30 protein-coding genes and 3 tRNA genes are annotated in these 20,282 nt (G+C 57.6%); 18 read left to right on the top strand and 15 right to left on the bottom strand.

Annotated elements, in window-relative coordinates; all coding sequences use genetic code 11:
• The first annotated feature begins 9 nt into the window (after nucleotides 1–9).
• The 7 genes from kdsB (at nucleotide 10) to FHW69_RS08140 (ending at nucleotide 4,994) form a co-directional block, all read left to right on the top strand.
• On the top strand, nucleotides 10–798 hold the full coding sequence (kdsB, locus tag FHW69_RS08170) for a 3-deoxy-manno-octulosonate cytidylyltransferase (protein WP_183422550.1): 789 nt from the start codon (nucleotides 10–12) through the stop codon (nucleotides 796–798).
• Between the two features lie 198 nt (nucleotides 799–996).
• Nucleotides 997–2,835 carry an excinuclease ABC subunit UvrC gene (gene uvrC, locus FHW69_RS08165; protein WP_183422549.1) on the top strand — a complete coding sequence of 613 codons (1,839 nt, stop codon included), beginning with the start codon at nucleotides 997–999 and terminating at the stop codon, nucleotides 2,833–2,835.
• Between the two features lie 29 nt (nucleotides 2,836–2,864).
• The gene (gene pgsA, locus FHW69_RS08160; protein ID WP_183422548.1) at nucleotides 2,865–3,470 is read left to right on the top strand and encodes a CDP-diacylglycerol--glycerol-3-phosphate 3-phosphatidyltransferase; all 606 of its coding nucleotides are present in this window, start codon (nucleotides 2,865–2,867) and stop codon (nucleotides 3,468–3,470) included.
• A gap of 46 nt (nucleotides 3,471–3,516) precedes the next feature.
• Nucleotides 3,517–3,592: transfer RNA gene (locus FHW69_RS08155), tRNA-Gly, on the top strand.
• A gap of 74 nt (nucleotides 3,593–3,666) precedes the next feature.
• Nucleotides 3,667–3,740, top strand: a tRNA-Cys gene (locus FHW69_RS08150).
• A 45-nt stretch (nucleotides 3,741–3,785) separates the two neighbouring features.
• Nucleotides 3,786–3,869: transfer RNA gene (locus tag FHW69_RS08145), tRNA-Leu, on the top strand.
• Nucleotides 3,870–4,022: 153 nt separating this feature from the next.
• A complete protein-coding gene (locus FHW69_RS08140) occupies nucleotides 4,023–4,994 on the top strand; it encodes a site-specific integrase (protein WP_183422547.1) in 972 nt (323 codons plus the stop codon).
• A gap of 372 nt (nucleotides 4,995–5,366) precedes the next feature.
• Here FHW69_RS08140 and FHW69_RS08135 read toward each other — a convergent pair whose 3' ends face one another.
• The 15 genes from FHW69_RS08135 to FHW69_RS08065 form a co-directional block, all read right to left on the bottom strand.
• Nucleotides 5,367–5,576: a hypothetical protein gene (locus FHW69_RS08135; RefSeq protein WP_183422546.1), complete on the bottom strand. Its 210-nt coding sequence runs from the start codon at nucleotides 5,574–5,576 to the stop codon at nucleotides 5,367–5,369.
• A 565-nt stretch (nucleotides 5,577–6,141) separates the two neighbouring features.
• The gene (locus tag FHW69_RS08130) at nucleotides 6,142–6,846 is read right to left on the bottom strand and encodes a hypothetical protein (RefSeq protein ID WP_183422545.1); all 705 of its coding nucleotides are present in this window, start codon (nucleotides 6,844–6,846) and stop codon (nucleotides 6,142–6,144) included.
• Between the two features lie 237 nt (nucleotides 6,847–7,083).
• Complete coding sequence (locus tag FHW69_RS08125; protein ID WP_183422544.1) at nucleotides 7,084–7,725, bottom strand: hypothetical protein; 642 nt, start codon at nucleotides 7,723–7,725, stop codon at nucleotides 7,084–7,086.
• On the bottom strand, nucleotides 7,703–8,107 hold the full coding sequence (locus FHW69_RS08120; protein WP_183422543.1) for a single-stranded DNA-binding protein: 405 nt from the start codon (nucleotides 8,105–8,107) through the stop codon (nucleotides 7,703–7,705). Before FHW69_RS08120 ends, FHW69_RS08125 begins: the two co-directional genes overlap by 23 nt.
• Entirely contained in the window at nucleotides 8,104–8,784 is a 681-nt protein-coding gene (locus FHW69_RS08115; RefSeq protein ID WP_183422542.1) for an ERF family protein, read from the bottom strand. The genes FHW69_RS08120 and FHW69_RS08115 overlap by 4 nt, the downstream gene beginning before the upstream one ends.
• Nucleotides 8,785–8,887: 103 nt before the next feature.
• On the bottom strand, nucleotides 8,888–9,211 hold the full coding sequence (locus tag FHW69_RS08110) for a hypothetical protein (protein WP_183422541.1): 324 nt from the start codon (nucleotides 9,209–9,211) through the stop codon (nucleotides 8,888–8,890).
• Nucleotides 9,208–9,465 carry a hypothetical protein gene (locus tag FHW69_RS08105; protein ID WP_183422540.1) on the bottom strand — a complete coding sequence of 86 codons (258 nt, stop codon included), beginning with the start codon at nucleotides 9,463–9,465 and terminating at the stop codon, nucleotides 9,208–9,210. The genes FHW69_RS08110 and FHW69_RS08105 overlap by 4 nt, the downstream gene beginning before the upstream one ends.
• A 9-nt stretch (nucleotides 9,466–9,474) precedes the next feature.
• Entirely contained in the window at nucleotides 9,475–10,530 is a 1,056-nt protein-coding gene (locus FHW69_RS08100) for a hypothetical protein (protein ID WP_183422539.1), read from the bottom strand.
• Nucleotides 10,531–10,532: 2 nt separating this feature from the next.
• Nucleotides 10,533–11,321 (bottom strand): AAA family ATPase, encoded by a 789-nt coding sequence (locus tag FHW69_RS08095; RefSeq protein ID WP_183422538.1) that lies wholly within the window; start codon nucleotides 11,319–11,321, stop codon nucleotides 10,533–10,535.
• 68 nt (nucleotides 11,322–11,389) lie between these two features.
• Nucleotides 11,390–11,665 (bottom strand): hypothetical protein, encoded by a 276-nt coding sequence (locus tag FHW69_RS08090; RefSeq protein WP_183422537.1) that lies wholly within the window; start codon nucleotides 11,663–11,665, stop codon nucleotides 11,390–11,392.
• 152 nt (nucleotides 11,666–11,817) lie between these two features.
• The gene (locus FHW69_RS08085) at nucleotides 11,818–12,042 is read right to left on the bottom strand and encodes a hypothetical protein (protein ID WP_183422536.1); all 225 of its coding nucleotides are present in this window, start codon (nucleotides 12,040–12,042) and stop codon (nucleotides 11,818–11,820) included.
• 144 nt (nucleotides 12,043–12,186) lie between these two features.
• Nucleotides 12,187–12,573 (bottom strand): hypothetical protein, encoded by a 387-nt coding sequence (locus tag FHW69_RS08080; RefSeq protein ID WP_183422535.1) that lies wholly within the window; start codon nucleotides 12,571–12,573, stop codon nucleotides 12,187–12,189.
• The gene (locus FHW69_RS08075; RefSeq protein WP_183422534.1) at nucleotides 12,570–12,863 is read right to left on the bottom strand and encodes a hypothetical protein; all 294 of its coding nucleotides are present in this window, start codon (nucleotides 12,861–12,863) and stop codon (nucleotides 12,570–12,572) included. Before FHW69_RS08075 ends, FHW69_RS08080 begins: the two co-directional genes overlap by 4 nt.
• Nucleotides 12,864–12,927: 64 nt before the next feature.
• On the bottom strand, nucleotides 12,928–13,107 hold the full coding sequence (locus FHW69_RS08070) for a hypothetical protein (protein WP_183422533.1): 180 nt from the start codon (nucleotides 13,105–13,107) through the stop codon (nucleotides 12,928–12,930).
• Nucleotides 13,108–13,781: 674 nt separating this feature from the next.
• A complete protein-coding gene (locus FHW69_RS08065) occupies nucleotides 13,782–14,570 on the bottom strand; it encodes a S24 family peptidase (RefSeq protein WP_183422532.1) in 789 nt (262 codons plus the stop codon).
• A 257-nt stretch (nucleotides 14,571–14,827) separates the two neighbouring features.
• Between FHW69_RS08065 and FHW69_RS08060 the strand changes: the two genes are divergently transcribed.
• From FHW69_RS08060 to FHW69_RS08010, 11 genes are all read left to right on the top strand, one after another.
• Nucleotides 14,828–15,013 (top strand): hypothetical protein, encoded by a 186-nt coding sequence (locus FHW69_RS08060; protein ID WP_183422531.1) that lies wholly within the window; start codon nucleotides 14,828–14,830, stop codon nucleotides 15,011–15,013.
• 30 nt (nucleotides 15,014–15,043) lie between these two features.
• Nucleotides 15,044–15,250: a hypothetical protein gene (locus tag FHW69_RS08055; RefSeq protein ID WP_183422530.1), complete on the top strand. Its 207-nt coding sequence runs from the start codon at nucleotides 15,044–15,046 to the stop codon at nucleotides 15,248–15,250.
• Between the two features lie 209 nt (nucleotides 15,251–15,459).
• The gene (locus FHW69_RS08050; RefSeq protein WP_183422529.1) at nucleotides 15,460–16,080 is read left to right on the top strand and encodes a hypothetical protein; all 621 of its coding nucleotides are present in this window, start codon (nucleotides 15,460–15,462) and stop codon (nucleotides 16,078–16,080) included.
• A 187-nt stretch (nucleotides 16,081–16,267) separates the two neighbouring features.
• On the top strand, nucleotides 16,268–17,605 hold the full coding sequence (locus tag FHW69_RS08045) for a DnaB-like helicase C-terminal domain-containing protein (RefSeq protein WP_183422528.1): 1,338 nt from the start codon (nucleotides 16,268–16,270) through the stop codon (nucleotides 17,603–17,605).
• A gap of 194 nt (nucleotides 17,606–17,799) precedes the next feature.
• Nucleotides 17,800–17,985, top strand: coding sequence for a hypothetical protein (locus tag FHW69_RS08040; RefSeq protein ID WP_183422527.1), 186 nt, complete (start codon nucleotides 17,800–17,802; stop codon nucleotides 17,983–17,985).
• Nucleotides 17,986–17,990: 5 nt separating this feature from the next.
• Entirely contained in the window at nucleotides 17,991–18,398 is a 408-nt protein-coding gene (locus FHW69_RS08035; protein WP_183422526.1) for a hypothetical protein, read from the top strand.
• A 138-nt stretch (nucleotides 18,399–18,536) separates the two neighbouring features.
• Nucleotides 18,537–18,827, top strand: a complete 291-nt coding sequence (locus tag FHW69_RS08030; protein ID WP_183422525.1) for a DUF1364 domain-containing protein — start codon at nucleotides 18,537–18,539, stop codon at nucleotides 18,825–18,827.
• Nucleotides 18,821–19,075, top strand: coding sequence for a hypothetical protein (locus FHW69_RS08025; protein ID WP_183422524.1), 255 nt, complete (start codon nucleotides 18,821–18,823; stop codon nucleotides 19,073–19,075). Before FHW69_RS08030 ends, FHW69_RS08025 begins: the two co-directional genes overlap by 7 nt.
• A gap of 10 nt (nucleotides 19,076–19,085) precedes the next feature.
• Entirely contained in the window at nucleotides 19,086–19,415 is a 330-nt protein-coding gene (locus FHW69_RS08020; protein WP_183422523.1) for a hypothetical protein, read from the top strand.
• A complete protein-coding gene (locus tag FHW69_RS08015; protein ID WP_183422522.1) occupies nucleotides 19,412–19,765 on the top strand; it encodes a hypothetical protein in 354 nt (117 codons plus the stop codon). The genes FHW69_RS08020 and FHW69_RS08015 overlap by 4 nt, the downstream gene beginning before the upstream one ends.
• The gene (locus FHW69_RS08010) at nucleotides 19,762–20,265 is read left to right on the top strand and encodes a hypothetical protein (RefSeq protein ID WP_183422521.1); all 504 of its coding nucleotides are present in this window, start codon (nucleotides 19,762–19,764) and stop codon (nucleotides 20,263–20,265) included. The genes FHW69_RS08015 and FHW69_RS08010 overlap by 4 nt, the downstream gene beginning before the upstream one ends.
• The last annotated feature ends 17 nt before the right edge of the window (nucleotides 20,266–20,282 follow it).

Below are 20,282 nucleotides of genomic sequence, written 5' to 3'. Positions count from 1 at the left end.
GAGGTCCCCATGTCCGAGAAAATCCCTCCGTTTGTCGTCGTGATTCCGGCGCGCTATGCGTCGACGCGGCTTCCCGGTAAGCCGCTGTCGACCATTGGGGGCGTCTCGATGATTCGCCGGGTGGCGCAGCGGGCGACTCTTGCGGGCGCGGCTCAGGTCGTCGTGGCCATTGATGACGAACGCGTGGCGCAGGAGCTTCGCGGTTGCGAGGGCGATATCGTGGTGTGCATGACCCGGGCCGACCATGCCTCGGGCAGCGACCGCATCGCCGAAGCCGTGGCCCGCTTCGGCTGGCCGGCCGACACCATCGTCGTGAACCTGCAAGGTGATGAGCCCTTCGCCCCGGCGGCAGGCATCCGTGCCGTGGTCAGCACCCTGGCAGACTCGGACGCACCCATGGCGACCCTCGCCACGCCGATTACCTCGGCCGAAGAATTGTTCGACCCGAATGCCGTGAAAGTGGTGGTCTCCGAATCGGGCAAGGCGCTCTACTTCAGCCGTGCGCCGGTGCCCTGGCCGCGTGACGCGTTTGCGGCAGATCGTGAAACGCTGCCCGAGGGCGTGGGCTTCCTGCGTCATATCGGTATCTACGCCTACCGGGCCGGGTTCCTCAGCCGGTTCGCCGCCCTGTCGCGCACGCACCTGGAGCAGGTCGAGGCGCTGGAGCAACTGCGCGCCATGGAGCACGGCTATGCCATCGCCGTTCGGGAGTCGCCCGAACCGTTCCCCGCAGGGATTGACACGCCTGCCGACCTGGCGCGGGCCGAGGCCTGGCTTGCAGGGCATCCTGACGCCTGAGTACAGCCAGCGCCGGGTGAAGTTGTCGGAATTGCCCGACATACCACGCGGGCGAGCCTGCGTACTCTTGATCTCGGCCGCTACGGATATCCAGGGACGGGCGGCCCTCCAGGGATGGTGACCGGCATGGCAGCAATGCCATGCCGGGATTTCCCGTTCCGGGCGCGATGTTCAGCCCTTCCGCGCTAAAATGCGCGGATGGACCACACAGAGCCGCTATCGTCCGAAACCCCTGTTTTTGACGGCAAATCCTTCGTTCGCAACCTCACCACCTCGCCCGGCGTGTATCGCTACTTCGATGCCGACGGCGAGCTCCTGTACGTGGGCAAGGCAGCGAACCTGAAGAAGCGGGTGGGCAGCTACTTTCTGAAGCCGCGCATGGAGCCGCGCATTGCCGCGATGGTGTCGCAGATTGCGCACGCGCAGGTGACCCTCACGCGTACGGCGGGCGAAGCGCTGCTGCTTGAATCGCAGCTCATCAAGACCTTGAAGCCGCGCTACAACATCGTGCTGCGCGACGACAAGAGCTATCCCTACATTTATCTGTCAGGCAACGAAGACTATCCGCGCCTGGCTTTTCATCGCGGTGCGAAAACAGGGCCGGGGCGCTATTTTGGCCCGTATCCCAGCACATTCGCGGTGCGCGAAAGCCTTGGCCTCATGCAAAAGCTGTTCAAGGTCCGCCAGTGCGAAGACAGCTATTTCCGCAACCGGTCGCGCCCGTGCCTCCAGCATCAGATTGGCCGTTGCAGTGCGCCGTGTGTACGCCTCATTGATGTGGAGGAATACCGCAGCGACGTGCGCCACGCGGAAATGTTCCTGGAAGGGCGTAGCAGCGCCGTCATCGACGAACTGGCCTCGTCGATGGAAAAGGCCAGCATGTCGCTCAATTTCGAGCGAGCGGCGGCGCTGCGCGATCAGGTTGCAGCGCTGCGGCGCTTGCAGGCCCAGCACTTTGTGCAGGGCGCCAGCGCGGACATGGACGTGATCGCCTGCTGCATGGAGGGCGGCATGGCCTGCGTCAGCGTACTGTTCTTCCGAAACGGTGTAAGCCTCGGTTCGCGCGATTTCTTCCCGCGCCTGCCCATGGATGCGGAAATCGGCGACGTACTGGCGCAATTCATTGCGCAGTACTACCTGGATCGCCAGGTGCCGCGTGAGCTGGTGCTTAGTGATCCGGTGGAAGATGCCGACGTGCTGGCGGGCGTGCTCTCCGAGCACGCAGGCTACGCGGTTACGCTCAAGCCCAGTGTCCGGGGCGAGCGCGCCCGCTTTCTGGAGATGGCCCAGCGCAATGCCTCGGCCGCGCTCACCTCGCGACTGGCCAGTCGGCACACGCTTCTGGCCCGCTTCGATGACCTGAAAAAGGTGCTCGACCTGCCCGAGTCGCCCCGACGTATCGAATGTTTCGACATCAGTCACACGCGCGGTGAGGCTACGGTGGCATCGTGTGTGGTGTTCGGTCCTGAAGGGCCGGAGAAGTCTCACTATCGACGCTTCAATATCGCGGGAATCACTCCGGGCGATGACTACGCCGCCATGCATCAGGCACTGACGCGCCGCTTCCGCAAGGTGGTGGAGGGCGGTGTGCGGCCCGACATTCTGCTGATCGACGGCGGCACGGGGCAGGTGGGTCAGGCTCTGGACGTCCTGCGTGAACTGGGCGTGGAAGGTATCCGTGTGATCGGTGTGGCCAAAGGGCCGGGCCGTCGGGCGGGTGAGGAAACCCTGGTGCTGGCGGACACGGGGCGCACGCTGCATCCCGGTTCGGCCTCACCGGCGCTGCATCTGGTCGCTGCTGTCCGGGACGAGGCGCATCGTTTTGCGATCAGCGGGCACCGGCGTCGCCGCGAGGCGGCGCGCGAGCGCAGCACGCTGGAAGACGTGGCGGGCATCGGGGCACGTCGCCGCGCAGCCTTGTTGAAGGCCTTTGGCGGGTTGCCCGGCGTGGAAGCGGCGGGCGTCGAAGAATTGATGACGGTCAAGGGCATTGATCGCGGCCTCGCCGAACGCATCTATGCCATGCTGCATCCCTGAAAAGCGGTACATCCGGAATCACTGTCATCATGCGTATCAACCTGCCGACCTGGCTCACCATATTCCGCGTACTCCTGCTGCCGGTCATGGTTGTCGTGTTCTATTTGCCCTTCAAGGGCAACAACCTTGCCGCGGCGGTCGTGTTCGTGCTGGCAGGTGTCACCGACTGGCTGGATGGCTACCTTGCGCGTCGTCTGAATCAGACATCGGCGTTCGGTGCGTTCCTCGACCCGGTGGCCGACAAGTTGATGGTGGCAGTCACGCTTTTCCTGCTTGTTCAATCTCATCCGGGCGGGTGGCAGGGCATTCTGATGGCGGTCACGGCGTCGATCATCGTGGGTCGCGAGATCAGCGTTTCAGCACTGCGCGAATGGATGGCACAGATCGGGGCGCGTTCCACAGTCAAGGTCGCTTTCATTGGCAAGCTGAAAACCGCGATGCAGATGGTGGCACTGGTGGTACTGCTGTTGCAGCACGATGCGGAAACGCTGCGCCTGTATCACATCGGCGAAGCGCTGCTGGTCATTGCGGGCATCCTCACCATCTGGTCGGGCATCGGCTATTTGCGGGCGGCATGGCCGAGCCTCAGCGCCGACTCGCTCAATGTTAAGGAAAGTGAAAAAAGTTCGGATTAAGGTGTTGACACAAACCTTTCATCATCTAAAATGACCGGACTACGACGCGGGAATAGCTCAGTTGGTAGAGCACGACCTTGCCAAGGTCGGGGTCGCGAGTTCGAGTCTCGTTTCCCGCTCCAAGTTTTCTCAAAGCCTCGGACATCCGGGGTTTTGTTTTTTAAGCGCTTTGCAGTACCTTCGCGAAGCGCGCGATGGCCTGGTGGCAGAGTGGTCATGCAGCGGCCTGCAAAGCCGCGTACGCCGGTTCGATTCCGACCCAGGCCTCCATCGCATCAAGGCGCGCCTGTGCAAGCAGGGGCGCCTTTTCTTTATGCCCGGATGGCGAAATCGGTAGACGCAAGGGACTTAAAATCCCTCACCTGAAAGGGTATCTGGGTTCGAGTCCCAGTCCGGGCACGAGCTTCCATCACGCTCTACACCTCGATAGCCCCTAAATGCCCAACAACAAAGGGTTTTTAGGGGCTTTTCGTATGCGCGCCTCCCGCCGTGAATACCCATCGCCCACACCGTGGTGCACAATTGCTGCACACATGTGTGCACGGGTGATCCATGGCAAGCATCTACCGGGTGGGAAAGAAGTGGCGGGCCCAGGTTTCGATTCGTGGCTTGCGCGAGACTGAGGTCTTTGCGACAAAGCAGCAGGCGGCGGCATGGGCGCTGGATAAGGAGGCCGCAGGAAGGGTAGGGAAGATGCCCAGCCGCACGCTTAAGGACGCCCTAGACCGCTATGCGACGGAGGTCGCCCCGGGAAGGGCCGGTGAGTCGTGGGAGGTCGTGCGATGCACTGCCATTGGCCGCTTAAAGATGGCCGACATCCTCCTAAAGGACTTGAGCCGATCTGACCTTTCGAGTTGGCGGGATGCCCGGCTCAAAGAGGTTAAGCCCGCGACTGTTCTTCGGGACGTCAATCTTCTGCGCGCTGTCTTTAAGAGATGCATCGGCGACTGGGGATGGCTTAGGGAAAGCCCCCTGGAGGGGATGAGCCTTCCCAAAGCTCCTCCGGGACGTCGTCGGCGCATCTCTGAGGCTGAAATCCAGGCCATCCGGCTCTCCGGTGGTCTGGATCAGGGATATGCCGTAAAGACGGCCACCGAGCGCACCTGCATGGCCTTCCTGTTCGCTCTAGAGACCGCGATGCGCTCTAGTGAGATCGTGGGGCTGACATGGCCCAACGTGGACCTTCGCAAGCGCGTTGCACACCTTACAAAATCCAAGAACGGCGACGCGCGCGACATACCCCTATCGTCAGAGGCCGTGCGCATTCTCAAGGAACTCCCACATACGGATGGTCCGTGCTTCGGACTTCGCGACGACGATAGGGACGCCCTGTGGCGAAAGATCCGCAACCGTAGCGGGGTGAATGACCTGACCTTTCACGACAGCCGCGCGGAAGCAATTTGGCGACTGTCAAAAAAACTCGACGTGTTGCAGCTCGCGCGCGCCATCGGTCATAGAGACATCAAGAGCTTGATGATTTACTACAACGAGTCTGCCGAGGACATGGCTAAGCGGCTTGATTGATCCGGTTGCGTTTTACCCACTCGCGAATCTCACTTGGATACCATAGCTTTACCTTACGGCTCAGTACAAAAGGCGTAGGGAACCCCGGCTTGCATGCAATCCGTTCCAAGAAATGCCTGCGCGAGATGTCGCCCATAAAGTGGCACACGGCCTCAGCATTCCACATGGAATCGTCGTTAGCCGCGCTCATCGTTCACTCCCAGTGACTCTCCTTGAATCTTCATCATCTTGGATAGCTCCTTTAGAGCTTCAACCTGACGGCGGTATTCCGGCGAGTCGTGTATCGCCTTTCGGATTGCAGATCTAGCTTCCCTTCTTGCGCAGTGACCGAATGAGAAATCGCAGTAATGCGAAATGCGGATAATCCCTGACTCACTCATCGCGGCATTCTCTGAGCTTGTTGCGCCGCAGGTTCCACTCACCAAGCCCGATCACCTCAACAGGTTGGCATCCATCCTCAGGCAGGTAGTGGAACGGGTCGTAAACGCTACATCCCATAGGATCTAGCGTTGCTGGATCGACGCGGAAACACATCGCATCTGCCCCGACTACCTTGATGCAGCCCTTGTAGTACTCACTCATGAAGGATCTCCTGGCGCCGGTTCCATGCAGCGATAGCGGCGGACTCGGGAGCCTCATACCCAGTTGCGGTGCCACATGCCATGCATTCGACTCGGAAATATGCTGAGCCGCCCGGACTCCACGACTGGCAGTCACGGTGAGTGTCATGGCTTACGTTCCTCGCATGTGCAAGCTGATGTCTCGAACATCCCCGGCCCTACGAGTAGGCCGTCCCAGTCGCGGCACCAGTGCCAACCTTCCTTCATCTCGGCCTCTGTTAAGTCGCCTTTACAAAGCCACATTAGTTCCTGGTATCGCTCATGCTCCATTACTCAGGGCTCCTTTCCCGGAGTGGTTCGATACGGTTACGCATGGCTTGCACTTCCTTGTAGCGGTCAATGGGATGTTTCATGGCCTTCCTTCTTGCGCCTGAGGATTTCCCTTATCGGCTTAACGCTAACTTCGTACACCGTGAATCCGGTCAAAATTTTCGAGTAATCGAAATCTGTTAGGTACTCAGAAATTTCACCATCAATCTCACCTGTTGAATCTTGAAATACAGCGAAAGCTTTAATTTCTAGTGGCTTCATGCTTCACCACCCTTGCCCGGAGCGGGCGCGGCAGCGAGCATGGCTTTCCAGACCTGCAACGCTTTCCAGTAGTTTGATGCTTTCTCTACGATTGCATCCCCACCAGCGATTTCCATCTCTGTCGTTGTTTCTATCGGAACCAGCTTCCACCCCTCCGGCACGCCCACGGGGCGCGGCTGGGCAAGGGCAGCATCGAATCCGCGCTGAAATGCTTCTTCGGCAGTACCCTTGTGCGTCATCCCTTCGTTGTATCCAGCGTGCCACCCTCGGCGGTACGAAGTCTCGTCTACCTGCCCAGCCTGCTCGACCGTGGGCGGGAATGAGCGGGCGGCTTCAAACAGCGCATAGCGTAGAACCTTCTTGAATCGGTCACTGCGCGACGTAGTATCGCTAACATAGCGCCCAGCAGCTAGGCACGCGGCAACGCATGCGACATGTTCGTCCGTTAATCCGAAGTTTTGCACGATTCGTGGAACGGCTTCGTCCTGATAGGCCCAGTGGGTGGGCTCTTTAATGCCGCAGGCGCTCGCCCAATAACTCTCATACCCGTAGTCGTATGCGTCCACATGCATGTGTTGCCATTTCCCGTCGAAGTCTAGTGCTACAAGCTCGCCCGATTCGTCAAAGCTCGCCAGATACAGCTTCCGCGCATTGTCTTTTGGCGCGGTCGCAATGGGTTGCCAGTGTGTGATGGTGCTCATTATTTATCCTCGCTCACTGGGCACAGCTCGCACCACTCAAACTCCTCGCTAACGTCGGAGATAAAGTACCCGCTCCTAACACCCTCAAAGTCCGTGTTACTTTGATCGAGATTGACCCTCAATTCGCCGTTCACCATACCAACCTGCACCGCTGCGACGCGCTTTAGGGAGCCAGGATCAAAACCCCGCACAAAGTAGTATCCGGGGCGCGTTGGCTTATCGGTAGTGAAGCGCATGTTAGTTATCCTGTTTGTCTGATACGGCGTCGCGCGCAGCTTTCCACGCGGCTACGATTTCGGAGGGCGATCCTTCGGCAAAAAAGCTATTCGCGCGCACGAATCGTTTAAGTACGGCGCGCAGCTCCGCGTTCTCTGCGGTCAGCTTTGCGATGCGAGGCTCTTCCTGCGCGAGCTTTTCCCGTTCGGCAAGAACGCCATTGATTGCCGCTCGCAGTGCCTGCTGAGTGTTGTAACCGCGATAGGTGTCGTTGAACGCCTCATATGCGCGCCAAAGTTCAGGCGTCGGCGCGTTGACGGACTCAGGAATGGGCGTAAAAGCATCCCTCGTCTCTACAAGCTGCGCACCCGTTGAGTTATCCGGAATTTCCGGAGAACTGGGGAGGGGATGGGCCATAGCCTCTAGCGAAGTCACCATCCGTGCGCCAAGTTCCACACCAAGGAGGACCTGCTTCCCCCACTGCGATGCACCGGGTAGTGCTCGAAGCGCCGAGGCTATTTCTTGTGGCGTCATCAATTCACCTGTCATGCAATCACCTTCGCGAACCTTGGGGGAGATGGTATTTTCTGCTCGGGCGATTTGCCCAGCCGGATCATTCGGCTCCTTCATTTGGGTGCGCTCAGAACGGAATGTCGTCTTCATCAAAGCCGTCATTCACGGGAGTCGTGCTTCGCGATTCCTGCCGATCTTGGCGCGGCTTTTCCTGGCGATCCTTGTTGAGCGGAGGAAGCTGCACGTCGTTGACTCTGCACGTAAGCTTCGCCTTGTCCTGTCCGCTGGACTGATAGGTCTGCATGTCTGCCTCGCCAGTCACTGTGACCAACGAGCCTTTGGGCAAGTATTCGGCAAGCCTCTCGCCACGCTCGCCCCACATAGAGCAATCCACCCACAACGTGGACTTGTTATCTCCGTAGCCGACATCAACAGCCACGGGAAATCCGGTGACGACCTTGCCGCCCGAGGTACGGCGAACCTCGGCATCGCGACCGATACGTCCGGAGAAGGTGAAGACATTAATGCTCATGCTGCTTCCTTTTTTGTTTTAGAGGCAGCATCAGCACGCTTGAGTGCACTTCGCTGCTTGCTATCAAAGCGGGTCCATAGTGCGATCTTCTCTTCGGATGCGAGATTCTGTGACTGGATATGGTCATGCGCTGCCAGCGCGTCATCGTTACTCAGAAGCTCGGCGGCGTGAATGGCTATGTCAGAAAGAAATACCTGCTCTTCCTCACTCATCGACTCCCACGCTCCAGCTGTTGGCGTGCCAGCAATGTCACGAGCCTGCTTGTCGTGATTCGACTTGCTGGAACTCCTCGATGCCGCATTCCCGTCATCATCCTCAGGAGCAATTCCAGCCAGCGCCATCAGGGCGTAGCGGCGGGCATAGGTGAGTGCCGAGCCCTCCGCCTGGGGATCATTTTTGATGGGGTGTACTGGGTATGCGCTACCAATCCACTGACCAGATTCGTGCAGAAATCGTGTGTAAAGGACTGTTCGACCATCTACGACATCGGTCTGCTGGGTGCAGAAGATGCCGCTATCCAAAAGCGCCTGATTAACCGATTCAACAACGCCATCAAGCGTCACATACTGGGACTTGAAGTGAGGGTTACTAGCATCCTTTACGGCCGCCTTGAACGACGCGCGCGCCTTAATGAGTGCCGGGACAATTACCTCAATTTTTTCACTCTGCAAATTCATAGTTAGCCCTCGTCAATTGCTTCGTCATCGCTTGGATACTGCCCGGATGCGTACTCCTCGCTTTCGGGTAACATGATTTCATCGCCAGTGCCATTTGGATATTTCATCGCGTCACCAGAAGGTACGGATAACGGCCATAGCCAGTGCCATCGCCAGTGCCATCGCCATTGCCAGTGCCATAGCCATAGCCATAGCCATTGCCATAGCCATTGCCATTGCCAGTGCCATAGCCATTGCCAGTGCCATAGCCATAGCCATAGCCATTGCCAGTGCCATAGCCATAGCCATAGCCATTGCCAGTGCCATAGCCATAGCCATCGCCAGTGCCATAGCCATAGCCAGTGCCATAGCCATCGCCAGTGCCATAGCCATAGCCATCGCCAGTGCCATAGCCATAGCCATCGCCAGTGCCATTTGGATATTTCATCGCGTCACCAGAAGGTACGGATAACGGCCATAGCCAGTGCCATCGCCATTGCCAAAGCCATAGCCAAAGCCATAGCCATTGCCAAAGCCATTGCCATAGCCAGTGCCATAGCCATAGCCATTGCCAGTGCCATAGCCATAGCCATAGCCATCGCCAGTGCCATCGCCATAGCCATCGCCAGTGCCATAGCCATAGCCATCGCCATTGCCGTTTGGATATTTCATCGCGTCACCAGTGAGTATGGAAATTTCCATGAAAGCTCTTCAAGCTTTGACATCTATGCCATTAAGGGCACGCGCAAGATTCGTCATCGCACATTCAATAGGTATGCACAGCACCGAGGTAGTCTTATCAATGGGAAGGACGCATTTGTTGACGGGATCATCGTCGGTGATGATGATGGCCAGCTTCGGCTTAGTCCGCTCCAGGTGATGCGGAATCAGGTGATATGGCGTGTCACCACCACCGCCATAGTCCACTTCCGACAATTTGCCATTACCAAAAAACCACACATCAGACGCGATGGTTGATCCGTACCGCTGAAGAATTTCCTTCAGCTTGATCTCCGCCTTCGCGGTCTTCTGAGGTGTAAATGATCCGCTTCGGTCAATAAAAATCTCAACCAGCGGTGGACGTGGCTTGGATACGGCCCCGGCAAGAATCACTGAATCATCGGCCGACCTTCGCGAGGGACGACGGTGTGTCCGCTCGCGCTCAATACGCACACGGAGTGCAGCATCCACAGCGCACGACAACGACGGCGTTCGGCTCTTCAGCGCTGCATAGGCGCTCTCCACAGCCGCCTGCGACTTCCCCTTCATCTCTTCTTCGTCAAGGCGTGCGCGAGCTTCCTGCGCTGACCCAATTGCTTCCGGCGTCTTCTCTTCCGCCTTTCCTTCAGGCGGAGCCTTGCAGATAACGCACATGGCCATCTTGGGCACATCGTCCGGATGCTCCATCAGCCACTCGTAAATGTCTTCTGCGAGCGTGATGTGTCCCGGCATACCAGGGATGGAATCCGGGACGTACACTCCCGCCAAGCGCGAGCGAGGCGCTTTGATGTTGTCGATATCGGCCTGGTCATAGATAGTCCTGGCGATTTCCATTTCGCAGGCGATACGCCATGTCTCGTCATCGGCGCCCTTGGGTGCGCGTCGATTGTGTCCAGACCACACATGACCCTGCTCATGCCGAAGCGTGGTCCGGTATTCGTCCTTGTTCAATTCGGTCGCAATATAGATCCGCACGAAATCGGTCATCCCCGCGACACCCATGACCTCAAGGGGCTTACGAATAACAGGGGCGCAGATGAGCTTCATGGTCAAAGCCTCAGGACGTTAGATGCGCGGCCCTTCTGAAGGCTCCGTCGTACGTTGCTAACGCCATGGCTCATGACGTCGTTCTTGGTCTGGGTGACGATATGGAGAATCTTGCTGGCCGATTCCGCCGTCAGAAGCCCACGGATAACCGTGTCAAAGGCATCCGTCCCCAGCCCATGACGCTCCAGTGATTTGAGCGCCATGGCCAGCGTGCGAGGCGTAGTGATCCGCTTGGAAAGACCTTCGCCAACCATGTCGAAGATGGCCAGTTCGCCATTGCACACGGCATCAATGACCAATCGCGACTCTGCCGTATCGAATTGGGATCTTGCCCATTCCGACCACCGAACAACGTCCGGGATGTAATCAATGGCGGCGAATCGCGACAGCATGGCATCGCTGATGCCGTCACCACCACCGAACTCGGGAGGATTGGCCGCCGCCACGATGCAGGTGTCGATGGGAAGCGTGGCTCCGCCTACGCGACGTGAGGCCACAAGGGTGAGTAAAGTGTCCGCCACAGCCCGACGCGCCTTGTCCAGCTCGTCAAGGAACAATACGGTGGTCTTCCCCTGAGCGGACGCCTCGGTCAGTCGACGAAAGATAGAAGGCACCGTGCGGTAGTCGTACTCGCCCTCACGGTACGGAAGGCCTGCAATATCCTCCTCCACTAGCGTAGAGGTAAGAACCACTTCCGCGTGGTCAAAATGCTGCTGAACACTTGCCGTCTTGCCCACGCCCGGAGCGCCAATGAGCAGAACGGGAACCTGCGGGGAAAAGAAGTGCTTCATGCTGTCTCCTTGACGACTTGAGCAGCGCGTGAGCGCTGCTCTGCCGTATGTGTGGATACCGCCCGCCATTAGCGGATCGTCGTTCCCTTGAAGGCGTACAGGTCAATCGACGGCATCACTGCGAAAACCGCCGTCAGCGGGAAGAAAAGCTCCTCGTCCGCGTCAAAACGATCAAGCGTGACCGTTGCCGATTTGTCGCCCCGCGAGACGCCCGGAAGGCCCTTGCCGCCGCCGAAGCCGCCAAACATCGCCGCACTCTTCAGAGAGACGTAGCCATCAGGGGCCTTAACCTCGGTGCCGAAAAAATAAAAGCCGCCGCTCACCGCAATAATCTTCGTGGTCATGAGATGTTCCCTTGGGTTGTTTGTGCCATCTAATGGCTGGGTACTGCTTCGTTGGATGGCTTAGTGGCTAAGCCAGTACGAGATGAGAAGGAGGATGAGAGGAAGCCCGACACCCGCGATAAGACACTGGCGTTCTGCGCGGTCCAGGGGAGTCATGTGGCACTTCCGACTCGGGCGGGCATGGCATGAGTGAGGTTGATCTTCCTGACAGGAATACTGCCTAGGCGGTAGGAGTCGCCGAAGAGCGTGTGACCCATGAACCCACACTTGATGTCGCCGGGGCTGACCGTCATCAACTTGCCGTTGTGTTCGACTGCGTCGCCCGTACGAATCAAAGAAATATGAGTCAGTACCACCTCGACGTTATTCTCATCCATGACGCGCACGCTCGTTGCGACGCACTACCTCACGAACAAACATCGACCATCCATGAGGGATGGATTCGTACGGGCCGACATACACAACCACCTGCATGACGCCATCTACGATTCGTGCGAGGCGGCAGCGGAACATTCTGTTGTTCATGCGAACGCCTCCAGCACCTTGTCAGAAAGGCCGTAGCTCTTGGCAACACTGCGGAGTTCTTCGCGCCATTCATACGGCTCGCACGCATCATGTACAGTCTGCAACACGTCAATTAAATCAATCGTCGCTGTGCCAGCATAAGGTAAAGTCTTAAAAATCCGATAAACGTCCACCCAAGTCCTGCTTTCCATTCCGGGGCGATACTCGTCATCACTAATAAGACATCCAGCAGCACACCTACACCCGTCAGTGCCACGGTATGCGCACCCGCCGTCAACCTGCGCACTAAGGGATTGCCGTCCCTGAGTCAGCAGATGCGAAGCCACTTGATCGAAGATTTCTTGCGGGGTGGCTTTCGCCAGCGTGGCCAGTGTGATGTTCATGCCGCCTTCTCCTTCTCAGACACGATGACCTCTGCACGTTCGTTGCAGTAAGTGGGCACGTGATCCGCCATCAGCTTCGCAGCGGCCATGAGGTCGTTATTGCGGAAGAGGGCGATGACGTTTTCGCGGATGCCGGGGGTGTATAGCGCATCGACAAGTCCATCAGCAAAAGACTCGTCATCGGCAATCAGCTCGCCGGAAAGGTGGTACAGGTGATCGTCGCGGCGTTCCTGCTCGTCAATGTCGGCGAGGTACGAACGCTCATCGCGGGAGACTGCGCAGTGCTTCATACGAGCCCCGCAAGCCGACCAGCGGCAGCGACAAGCAGGAAGAGTGCAGCCACTTTTAAGGCGCTCATCTCTCGTCTCCCAGATCGAACCACTTGACGCTGTCGATATCCGAGCGGAGCCGAGCATGCAGGCTCTGCTGATCGGCAATCGACATGGAGTCGCGGATCACCTCAGAGGTTTCAATGAGCCGATTCGCTGCGTTGACGTAGCTGATGGGGACGGTGATATATGCATGGGATTGCATGGTTGTCTCCTAGCCGCATCGCCGGGATGGCGTGGTTGGCGGCTTGGTGACCAATGTAAGCGAAATGACAGCTCGATGCAAGTGTGCTGACCATAAATTGTTTCTATGCTGACAATAGCTGACAATAGAGCAAGTCTATTGACATTTTCAGGCGTAAAAAAGCCCGCTATAGCGGGCTATGGGTTATCATTGGGGTCATCAGGCCATGGCGTATCGGGCGATATAATGCCCCTCTCTATAAGCATGGCCTCAAGGTTTATTAGGTGCGCAGCAAGTCGCCTAGCGACGATCTTTTCAACGGCGTCCTCAATCCAAGCTACGCCGAGCCATATGGATATCACGGCGACCGAAAGAGCCTGCCACCAGCTCACGGCTAAGCCTTACAGGAGATCATCAGGGAGCGGGTGTTTCCAGCCGAACCGAAAAAACCGCTAGCCCCGCCGCCAGCCATGCTGTTACCACCGTCCCCATCCTTGCTGATGACGTCATAGCCATGCGGGCACCTGTCCCCGGCCTTCTCATAGCAGTAGTTCCACGACATGGCTGCGCCTGAGCAGTTGATCGACAGACCTTGCCTACCATCCGGCATAACTGTCTTGTGGGCCACGGCACAGCCTGCCAGTGACATGACGACAAGAGCCAAAATTACGACGTTCCTCACTGTCTTCTCCAGGCTATAGGCCGCCCCTACCGCTACGGTCGATGACACGGCCAATTATCATGAAAGAGAACGCGTCGTCCTCGACAAATTCATCGGGATATAGCGTCTTGTCGGCATTGTCGGACACGATCCGCACCCGACCGTCCGCCGTCCTGAATAGTCTCTTTACCCTTACCTCGTCACCCATTACGACGACGTAGACATGGTTGCTTGCTAGGCGAACATTCCCAGTGTCGACCGCGACCTTGTCCCCGTCGAACAGGGTGCGTTCCATGCTGTTCCCGCGAACCCGCATAACCTTAACATTTGCCGGATTTGCGCCTGTCTCCTGAAACCATTTTAGCGTGTATCGCTGGCGATATTGCGTCGGCACGAACTCGGGCACTATGCGCCCGCTCCCCCCGCTTACTTCCACCTCTACCCCATCGACCCATACCTCACTGCTTGGGTCGAAATCTTCATCTGACTCGACCGCCTCCACCTCGAAGGCACGCACCGGGATTACTCGTCCTGTCCACGGGTAGTCATCGCTGCCCTTGCCGGAATCAAGCCAGTCCGGGTTGACCTTGTACACCTTTGCGGCGGGTAAAAGGTATTGCCCGATGCTGGCACTCCCTCCGCTTTCCCACATGGCAACGGTGCCCCGGCTGCACCCGATCAGCGTGGCTGCATCGGCTTGAGTCATCTGGAGCCGTTTTCTGGCGTAGCGCGCCCGCTCTGCAAGAGTCATGTAAGTGAGCTTACAATTATCTTTTGTAAGTGTATTGACAACTACTGTCAGCGGATTGAGAATGTCAGTCATGCTTACCAAGTCCCAGGCAATAGAGCTTTTCGGAAGTGTCGAGCGGCTTCGTGCCGCACTCGGCCTTAGGTCACGCCAAGCCATCTACATGTGGCGTGGCGACTACATCCCCGAGGCCCATTACCTGCGAATCAGATACGAGCTTCGCCCTGAGTCATTCTGCGAGAGCGGTGCTTACAAGGGTAAGGCAGCTGACGTCCACAAGTCCAAGTAAATCCAGACTCCCAACCACGCGAGAGCCACGAAAGGAACCAACGATGTACGCAGACCCCAGCCACATCCGGGACAACCCCATCAAAGTTCGGCTGAATGACGACGAGTACGCAGCCATTGAAGCGCTTGCACGTCTCAATAAGAGGCAGCCCGCCGCGTTCGCGCGAGAACTCCTGATGCGTGGGATTGCCCAGCTCGATCAGCGTAACGAAGAAGCGCAGGCGGCTTGAAGTGGCTTACCGGTCCCGAAGGAGGCCCCAATGCCTGAAATTATTTGTCATCTCTCAGACGAGCAGATGACCGAGCTGCGAAAAGCGGCCGAAAGGCGAGGGATGACGCCCGAAGCATTCGCATCATTGGCCACGGAAGCGGCCGTGCAATCGAAATATCGGTTTGAAAGTACAGGCGGACTGGTGGTCCCAATTGAGGGCCTGAAAAGATCGCAGAAAGTGCCGCTCCAGTCTTGAGCAAGGCGTTCCCCAGCATCGCTTATGCGATCAAAAGCCCCGTCAACGTAGTGTCCATAGCAGGTAATTAGATGGCTCGCATTCGATCCATAAAGCCCGAGTTTCCACAGTCGGAGAGCATGGGTCGCGTATCTCGGGATGCGCGGCTTCTCTTCATTGAGTTGTGGACGATCAGCGACGATCACGGAAGGACTCGCGGAGCCTCGCGAATGCTCGCGAGCCTTCTTTTCCCCTATGACGACGATGCTCCCGAGCTGATGGACACCTGGTTGGGCGAGCTTGAGCAAGAAGGTTGCATCGCTCGCTATGCAGCTGAGGGAAGCACCTACATCCAGATTCTTAACTGGTTGAATCACCAGAAAATTGACAAGCCTTCCCAGTCGAAAATTCCAGCATTCGATGAATCCTCGCGAATCCTCGCGAACGTTCGCGAACGTTCGTCGGAGGAAGGGAAGGGAAGGGAAGGGAAGGGAGAGGAGAGGAAGGGAATAAATACTCTGTCGCCTGGCGACGACTTGTCCGAGTCGGGCAAGGCAGATCAGATTCCGTACACGGAAATCCTCGACGCCTACCACGAGCACCTCCCGATGCTTCCCGGGGTGCGCACGTTCTCGGACGCCCGTCGTCGCAAGCTGCGCGCCCGATGGACCGAGAGCAAGGAACGGCAATCGGTCGAATACTGGCAGGAGTTTTTCGCCTACGCCGCATTGTCCGACTTCCTGACGGGACGAAACAACGCTTGGACCGGGTGTGACTTCGAGTGGCTGATTGAGTCCGCGAATCACATCAAGGTCAGTGAAGGCAAATACGAAAACAAGGTGGCCACATGAGGGACTCAAAAGTCATCTCTCAGACGCTCTCAAGCCTCCTTGTTTTTGCATTCGCTTGCCTATGCGGTCTCGTTTGCGGCGTTGCTGGCGGCGTTGCGTGGGGAACGCTTGAAGCAGGGATGCTCGCCTTTGGGTCGATCATGTTCGGAATACTCGCAGTAATCATCTTGCTCATAACGGTGAATACATGAGCGCCTCCGAGCAGGCCGTGGTTGGGGCGATCCTCTTGGACGCAAACGCGTACTGGCAGGTTTCCGACATCATCGGGGCCGAAGACTTCGGCGACCAGCGCAACGCCCGACTTTTCGCCAAGTTGAAGGAGTCCTGCGAAGCGGGTAGCCCGGTAGATTTCTTCGTCGTGGCCGAGAGCTTCGGCGACCGCAACATGTCCGCCTACACGATGGACGTGGCGAACAACGCAACCAGTGCTGCGAACGCCCGTGCCTATGCCGATGTGGTTCGTCAGGACAGTGAGCGCCGGAAGGTGGTTGCGGCAGGCCGCAGGATGGCCCTGGAAGCTCCTACATTCAACGAGGCGCAGGCGATCCTGGCACAGGTAGCGCCCCGCAACGCGAAGTCCTCTAAGAGTGCCCCAGAGGTCTTGGTGGAAGTTATGGACGGGATGCAGTCGCGCCTTGAAATGGACGGCAGCATCACCGGCCTATCGACGGGTATCGGTAACTTTGACCGTCGCACCTCCGGGTTGCATTCGCAGACACTGACGATCATTGCCGGGCGCCCCTCCATGGGTAAGACGGCACTGGCGATGCAGATCGCGGTGAATGTGGCCTTAACTGGCAAGAGGGTTTACATCGCGACGATGGAGATGTCCGCACGCGCACTGATGGAGCGTGCAATCGCCTACGTTGCCCGAGTTGACTATGGCCTGATCCGGCGCCCAAAGCTGTTACGGGAAGAGGACTGGATGAAGGTTGTGTCGGCGACCGAAATCCTGAACAAGTCCGGCCTAATCATCGATGAGACGCCCGCGCAGACGAAGGAGTCGTTGACCGCCCGAGTCCAGCAGCACCACATGTCTTCCCCGTTGTCGCTGATCGTCGTGGACCATCTTGGATTGTTCAAGCTGCCGGGCAAGGGTCGGCCTGACCTTGAAACGGGGTCCATTACCAAAGACATCCGCAACACGGCAAAGAAGCTCGACATTCCTGCCATTGTCCTCGTGCAGTTGAACCGTTCTCTTGAGTCTCGTCAGGATCGTCGCCCAATCCTCGCCGACCTGCGCGAATCAGGTGGCATTGAGGAAGACGCAGATGTCGTCGCCATGGTGTACCGGGACGAGTACTACCACTCCGAAAGCCCGCAGAAGGGATTTGCCGAACTCATCTTCCGTAAGAACCGCGAGGACGAGACGGGAACCGAGCCACTTCGCGCCCACCTGAGCCAGATGCACTTCGCCGATTGCGAGGACCTTCCGTATGAGTCCGAACCAGAACGTAAGCCCAGTGGATCGCATGGCCGCTTTGGCCGCATCTCAGGTTTCCAAGCGAGAGGCCGCGAGGACTAAGAACCGCGAAGACTTCCCGTACGCAGCTGAGCTAATGGACCAGTTAGCAGAGTTTCAACCGAAGCTGATTTACGCAGAAGAAAACGGAAGATCCATCGGGAAGAACGGGACGATTCGCAAAGCCTGGATGCCGACCAACTAATAGCGATGCATGATTTCTTTGAATTCATCAAATCAAGAGCGAGGAAGAAACGATGAGCAATCTCCGCACTGGCACCACCGTCAAGGCAACGGACTTCCCGAAGTGGCTAGTCATCAACGAGGAGGGGGCGGTTATCACCTATGCCAGCACTCGCAAGTGGGCACGGGAATTCGCCGATCACACGAGGGGCGAGCGCATCGCGCAGGCCACCGCACTGACCTACACCGTAAAGAAGTGATAGCCGTGCTGCCAGCAACCGACAGGGAGTCGGATATCCGTCGCCTGGCTGCCGTGTTGCTGGCAGCGTTGCCCGGGAAGCGTGTCAAGGTCGAAGTGAAGGAATACCGGAAAGATCGCAGTAGCCCACAGTGCCGGTATTTGAATGGCGTGGCCTACAAGATCCTGAGCGATGCCACCGGATACGAGCGAGATGACATCAGCGAATACCTATGTATCGAGTATTTCGGCGGAAAGGAAAAGCGAGTTCCTGGCAAACGGACGGTGACGGTTCCGCTGCGCACCACGACTACCGACGAAAACGGAAAGCGTTCAGTTCTAACCGCACGAGAGTTCGCCGATTACGTGGCCTTCGTGCAGCGATTCGCATCCAAGCACGGCGTCTTCATTCCTGACCCTGGTGAGGTTTCGTGATGAATTTATTTTGCAACAACAAGCTTCTTTTCGGAATTTCCTTGCAGACCGTGGGCCTCGCCCTCATCGCGGGCGGCCATGTTCTTATGGGATCTCTTGTCATTGGCTTTATGACCGGCGTCCTCGCGGCGTTTGCAGATGGCTGACCTCCGGAAGGCCGCTAAAGGCCGTGCCTGCGAAGTAAGGTTGCCCGGTATCTGCAACTTCGATCCGGACACAACGGTTCTCGCCCACGTTCGCATCGCGGGAATTACCGGAGGGGCGCAGAAGGCACCGGACATTCTCGGCGCACATTGCTGTTCGGCATGCCATGACGAGGTAGACCGACGTACGCGGAATCTTTCATCGGATGACGTGAAGCGATGGTTTTACGAGGGAATTTTCAGGACTCAGGTACGACTTCTAAATGAGGGGCTAATCAAATGCTGATCTTGACCGTAATTACCCTGGTGCTTCTCGGGATGCTCCTGGTCCAGGAGATGCGTGCCCGATATTGGATTGCCGAAACACAGATTCTCCAGGAACGACTTGCCGATTCCGAAGAGAAATATCTCGGCATGGCATCCGAAAACATCGACCTTCGCATCAGGCTTGATGACTCGAAGCAGGCCTACTCGAACCTCATTCGTTCGGGTGCCGAGCAGTGGGCATATTCGACTGCCGGGCGGGTGCACTGATGGAGGTGACGTGAACTCACCTACGCAAAACAGCCTCGCATGGATGCGATCCATGGGGTACGTGCCTTGGATTGTTGAGTACTACAACAGCTTTTCCCGTAAGCGCGTTGACTTGTATGGAATGTTCGACCTGATCGGAGTGGGCGATCTAGGAACCATCGCGATCCAGACGACTTCTACAGGAGTGGCGGCGCGCGTTAAGAAGATCACAGACGACGAGCACGCCGAAGCACTGGCGGCATGTCGGAAAGCCGGGTGGACGATACACGTTCATGGATGGACGTCCAAGAAGGTGGGCAACCGCCGCCACTACAAACAGCGCATTGTGGATTTGTCATGACCAACACTATCAATATCAAAGCAGCCCTGTCCCGCATCGCGATGACCTCCGATCTGTGCAGCCGCGAGCAACGCCGCCCGAACGATGCGATCTGTGGCTGGAATAGTGGTGAGGCAGCTCTCCTGTTCGGACTTTACGAGCGCGCAGTCCTTGACCACTTCGGGGTGCACTGCGGAAATCGGTTGACGGATCTGGAATTTCCATCGGCTGAGGTGACCGCCAAGACGGGATTCATAAAGACCCGGAAGGGAGGCCGCGTCAACATTCTGGAGCTTCTGGGCATCGAGCCAGCTTGGGCATGGGCTCAGATTCAGCGGGCAGCGGATTACACGGAAAGGAAGGCAGCATGAATAATTGCCGGGGGATTCTTGGGGTTGAGATGATGAGCGCAGAAGATGCGTTCTCAATGCCTGAACTTTCTGATGAATGTGTGGATGCCATCAATCGGGCCGCGAAGATGTTCGCCCCCGAGTACCCCGGCTGGGAACTTTACTCGCGGATTGTTCGCGGGGACACGATTTTTGATCGGCGTCTCGCCGCATGGGCTATCGGCATGGCCCGTGCCTATGTCAGGGCGCGTAAAGGAAATGGCCACGCGGTTGTTGCCCCCCGTGGACGCAGAAATAACTGGGTTTCACAGGCTGGCATAGATGCCCTGGAGTTCGTCATCACGGGACGATACGGTGATCCAGCTAGCGTGACGGCAGAGCGGCTCAGGGTGTGGCATACCAAGTACCAGCGCATCCGGGGTGAGCTTGCAGCGACCATGGCCGTAGGCCTGAAGAACTACCAGGCTGAGCTTGAACATCAATACGCCGCAGTGATTCGAGATGCGCGACTGGTGGCGTAAATATTTTTTTCCTCACT

It is taken from the genome of Luteibacter sp. Sphag1AF, assembly GCF_014192715.1.
GTDB lineage: Bacteria > Pseudomonadota > Gammaproteobacteria > Xanthomonadales > Rhodanobacteraceae > Luteibacter.
This window is presented reverse-complemented; position numbering and strand designations above follow the sequence as displayed.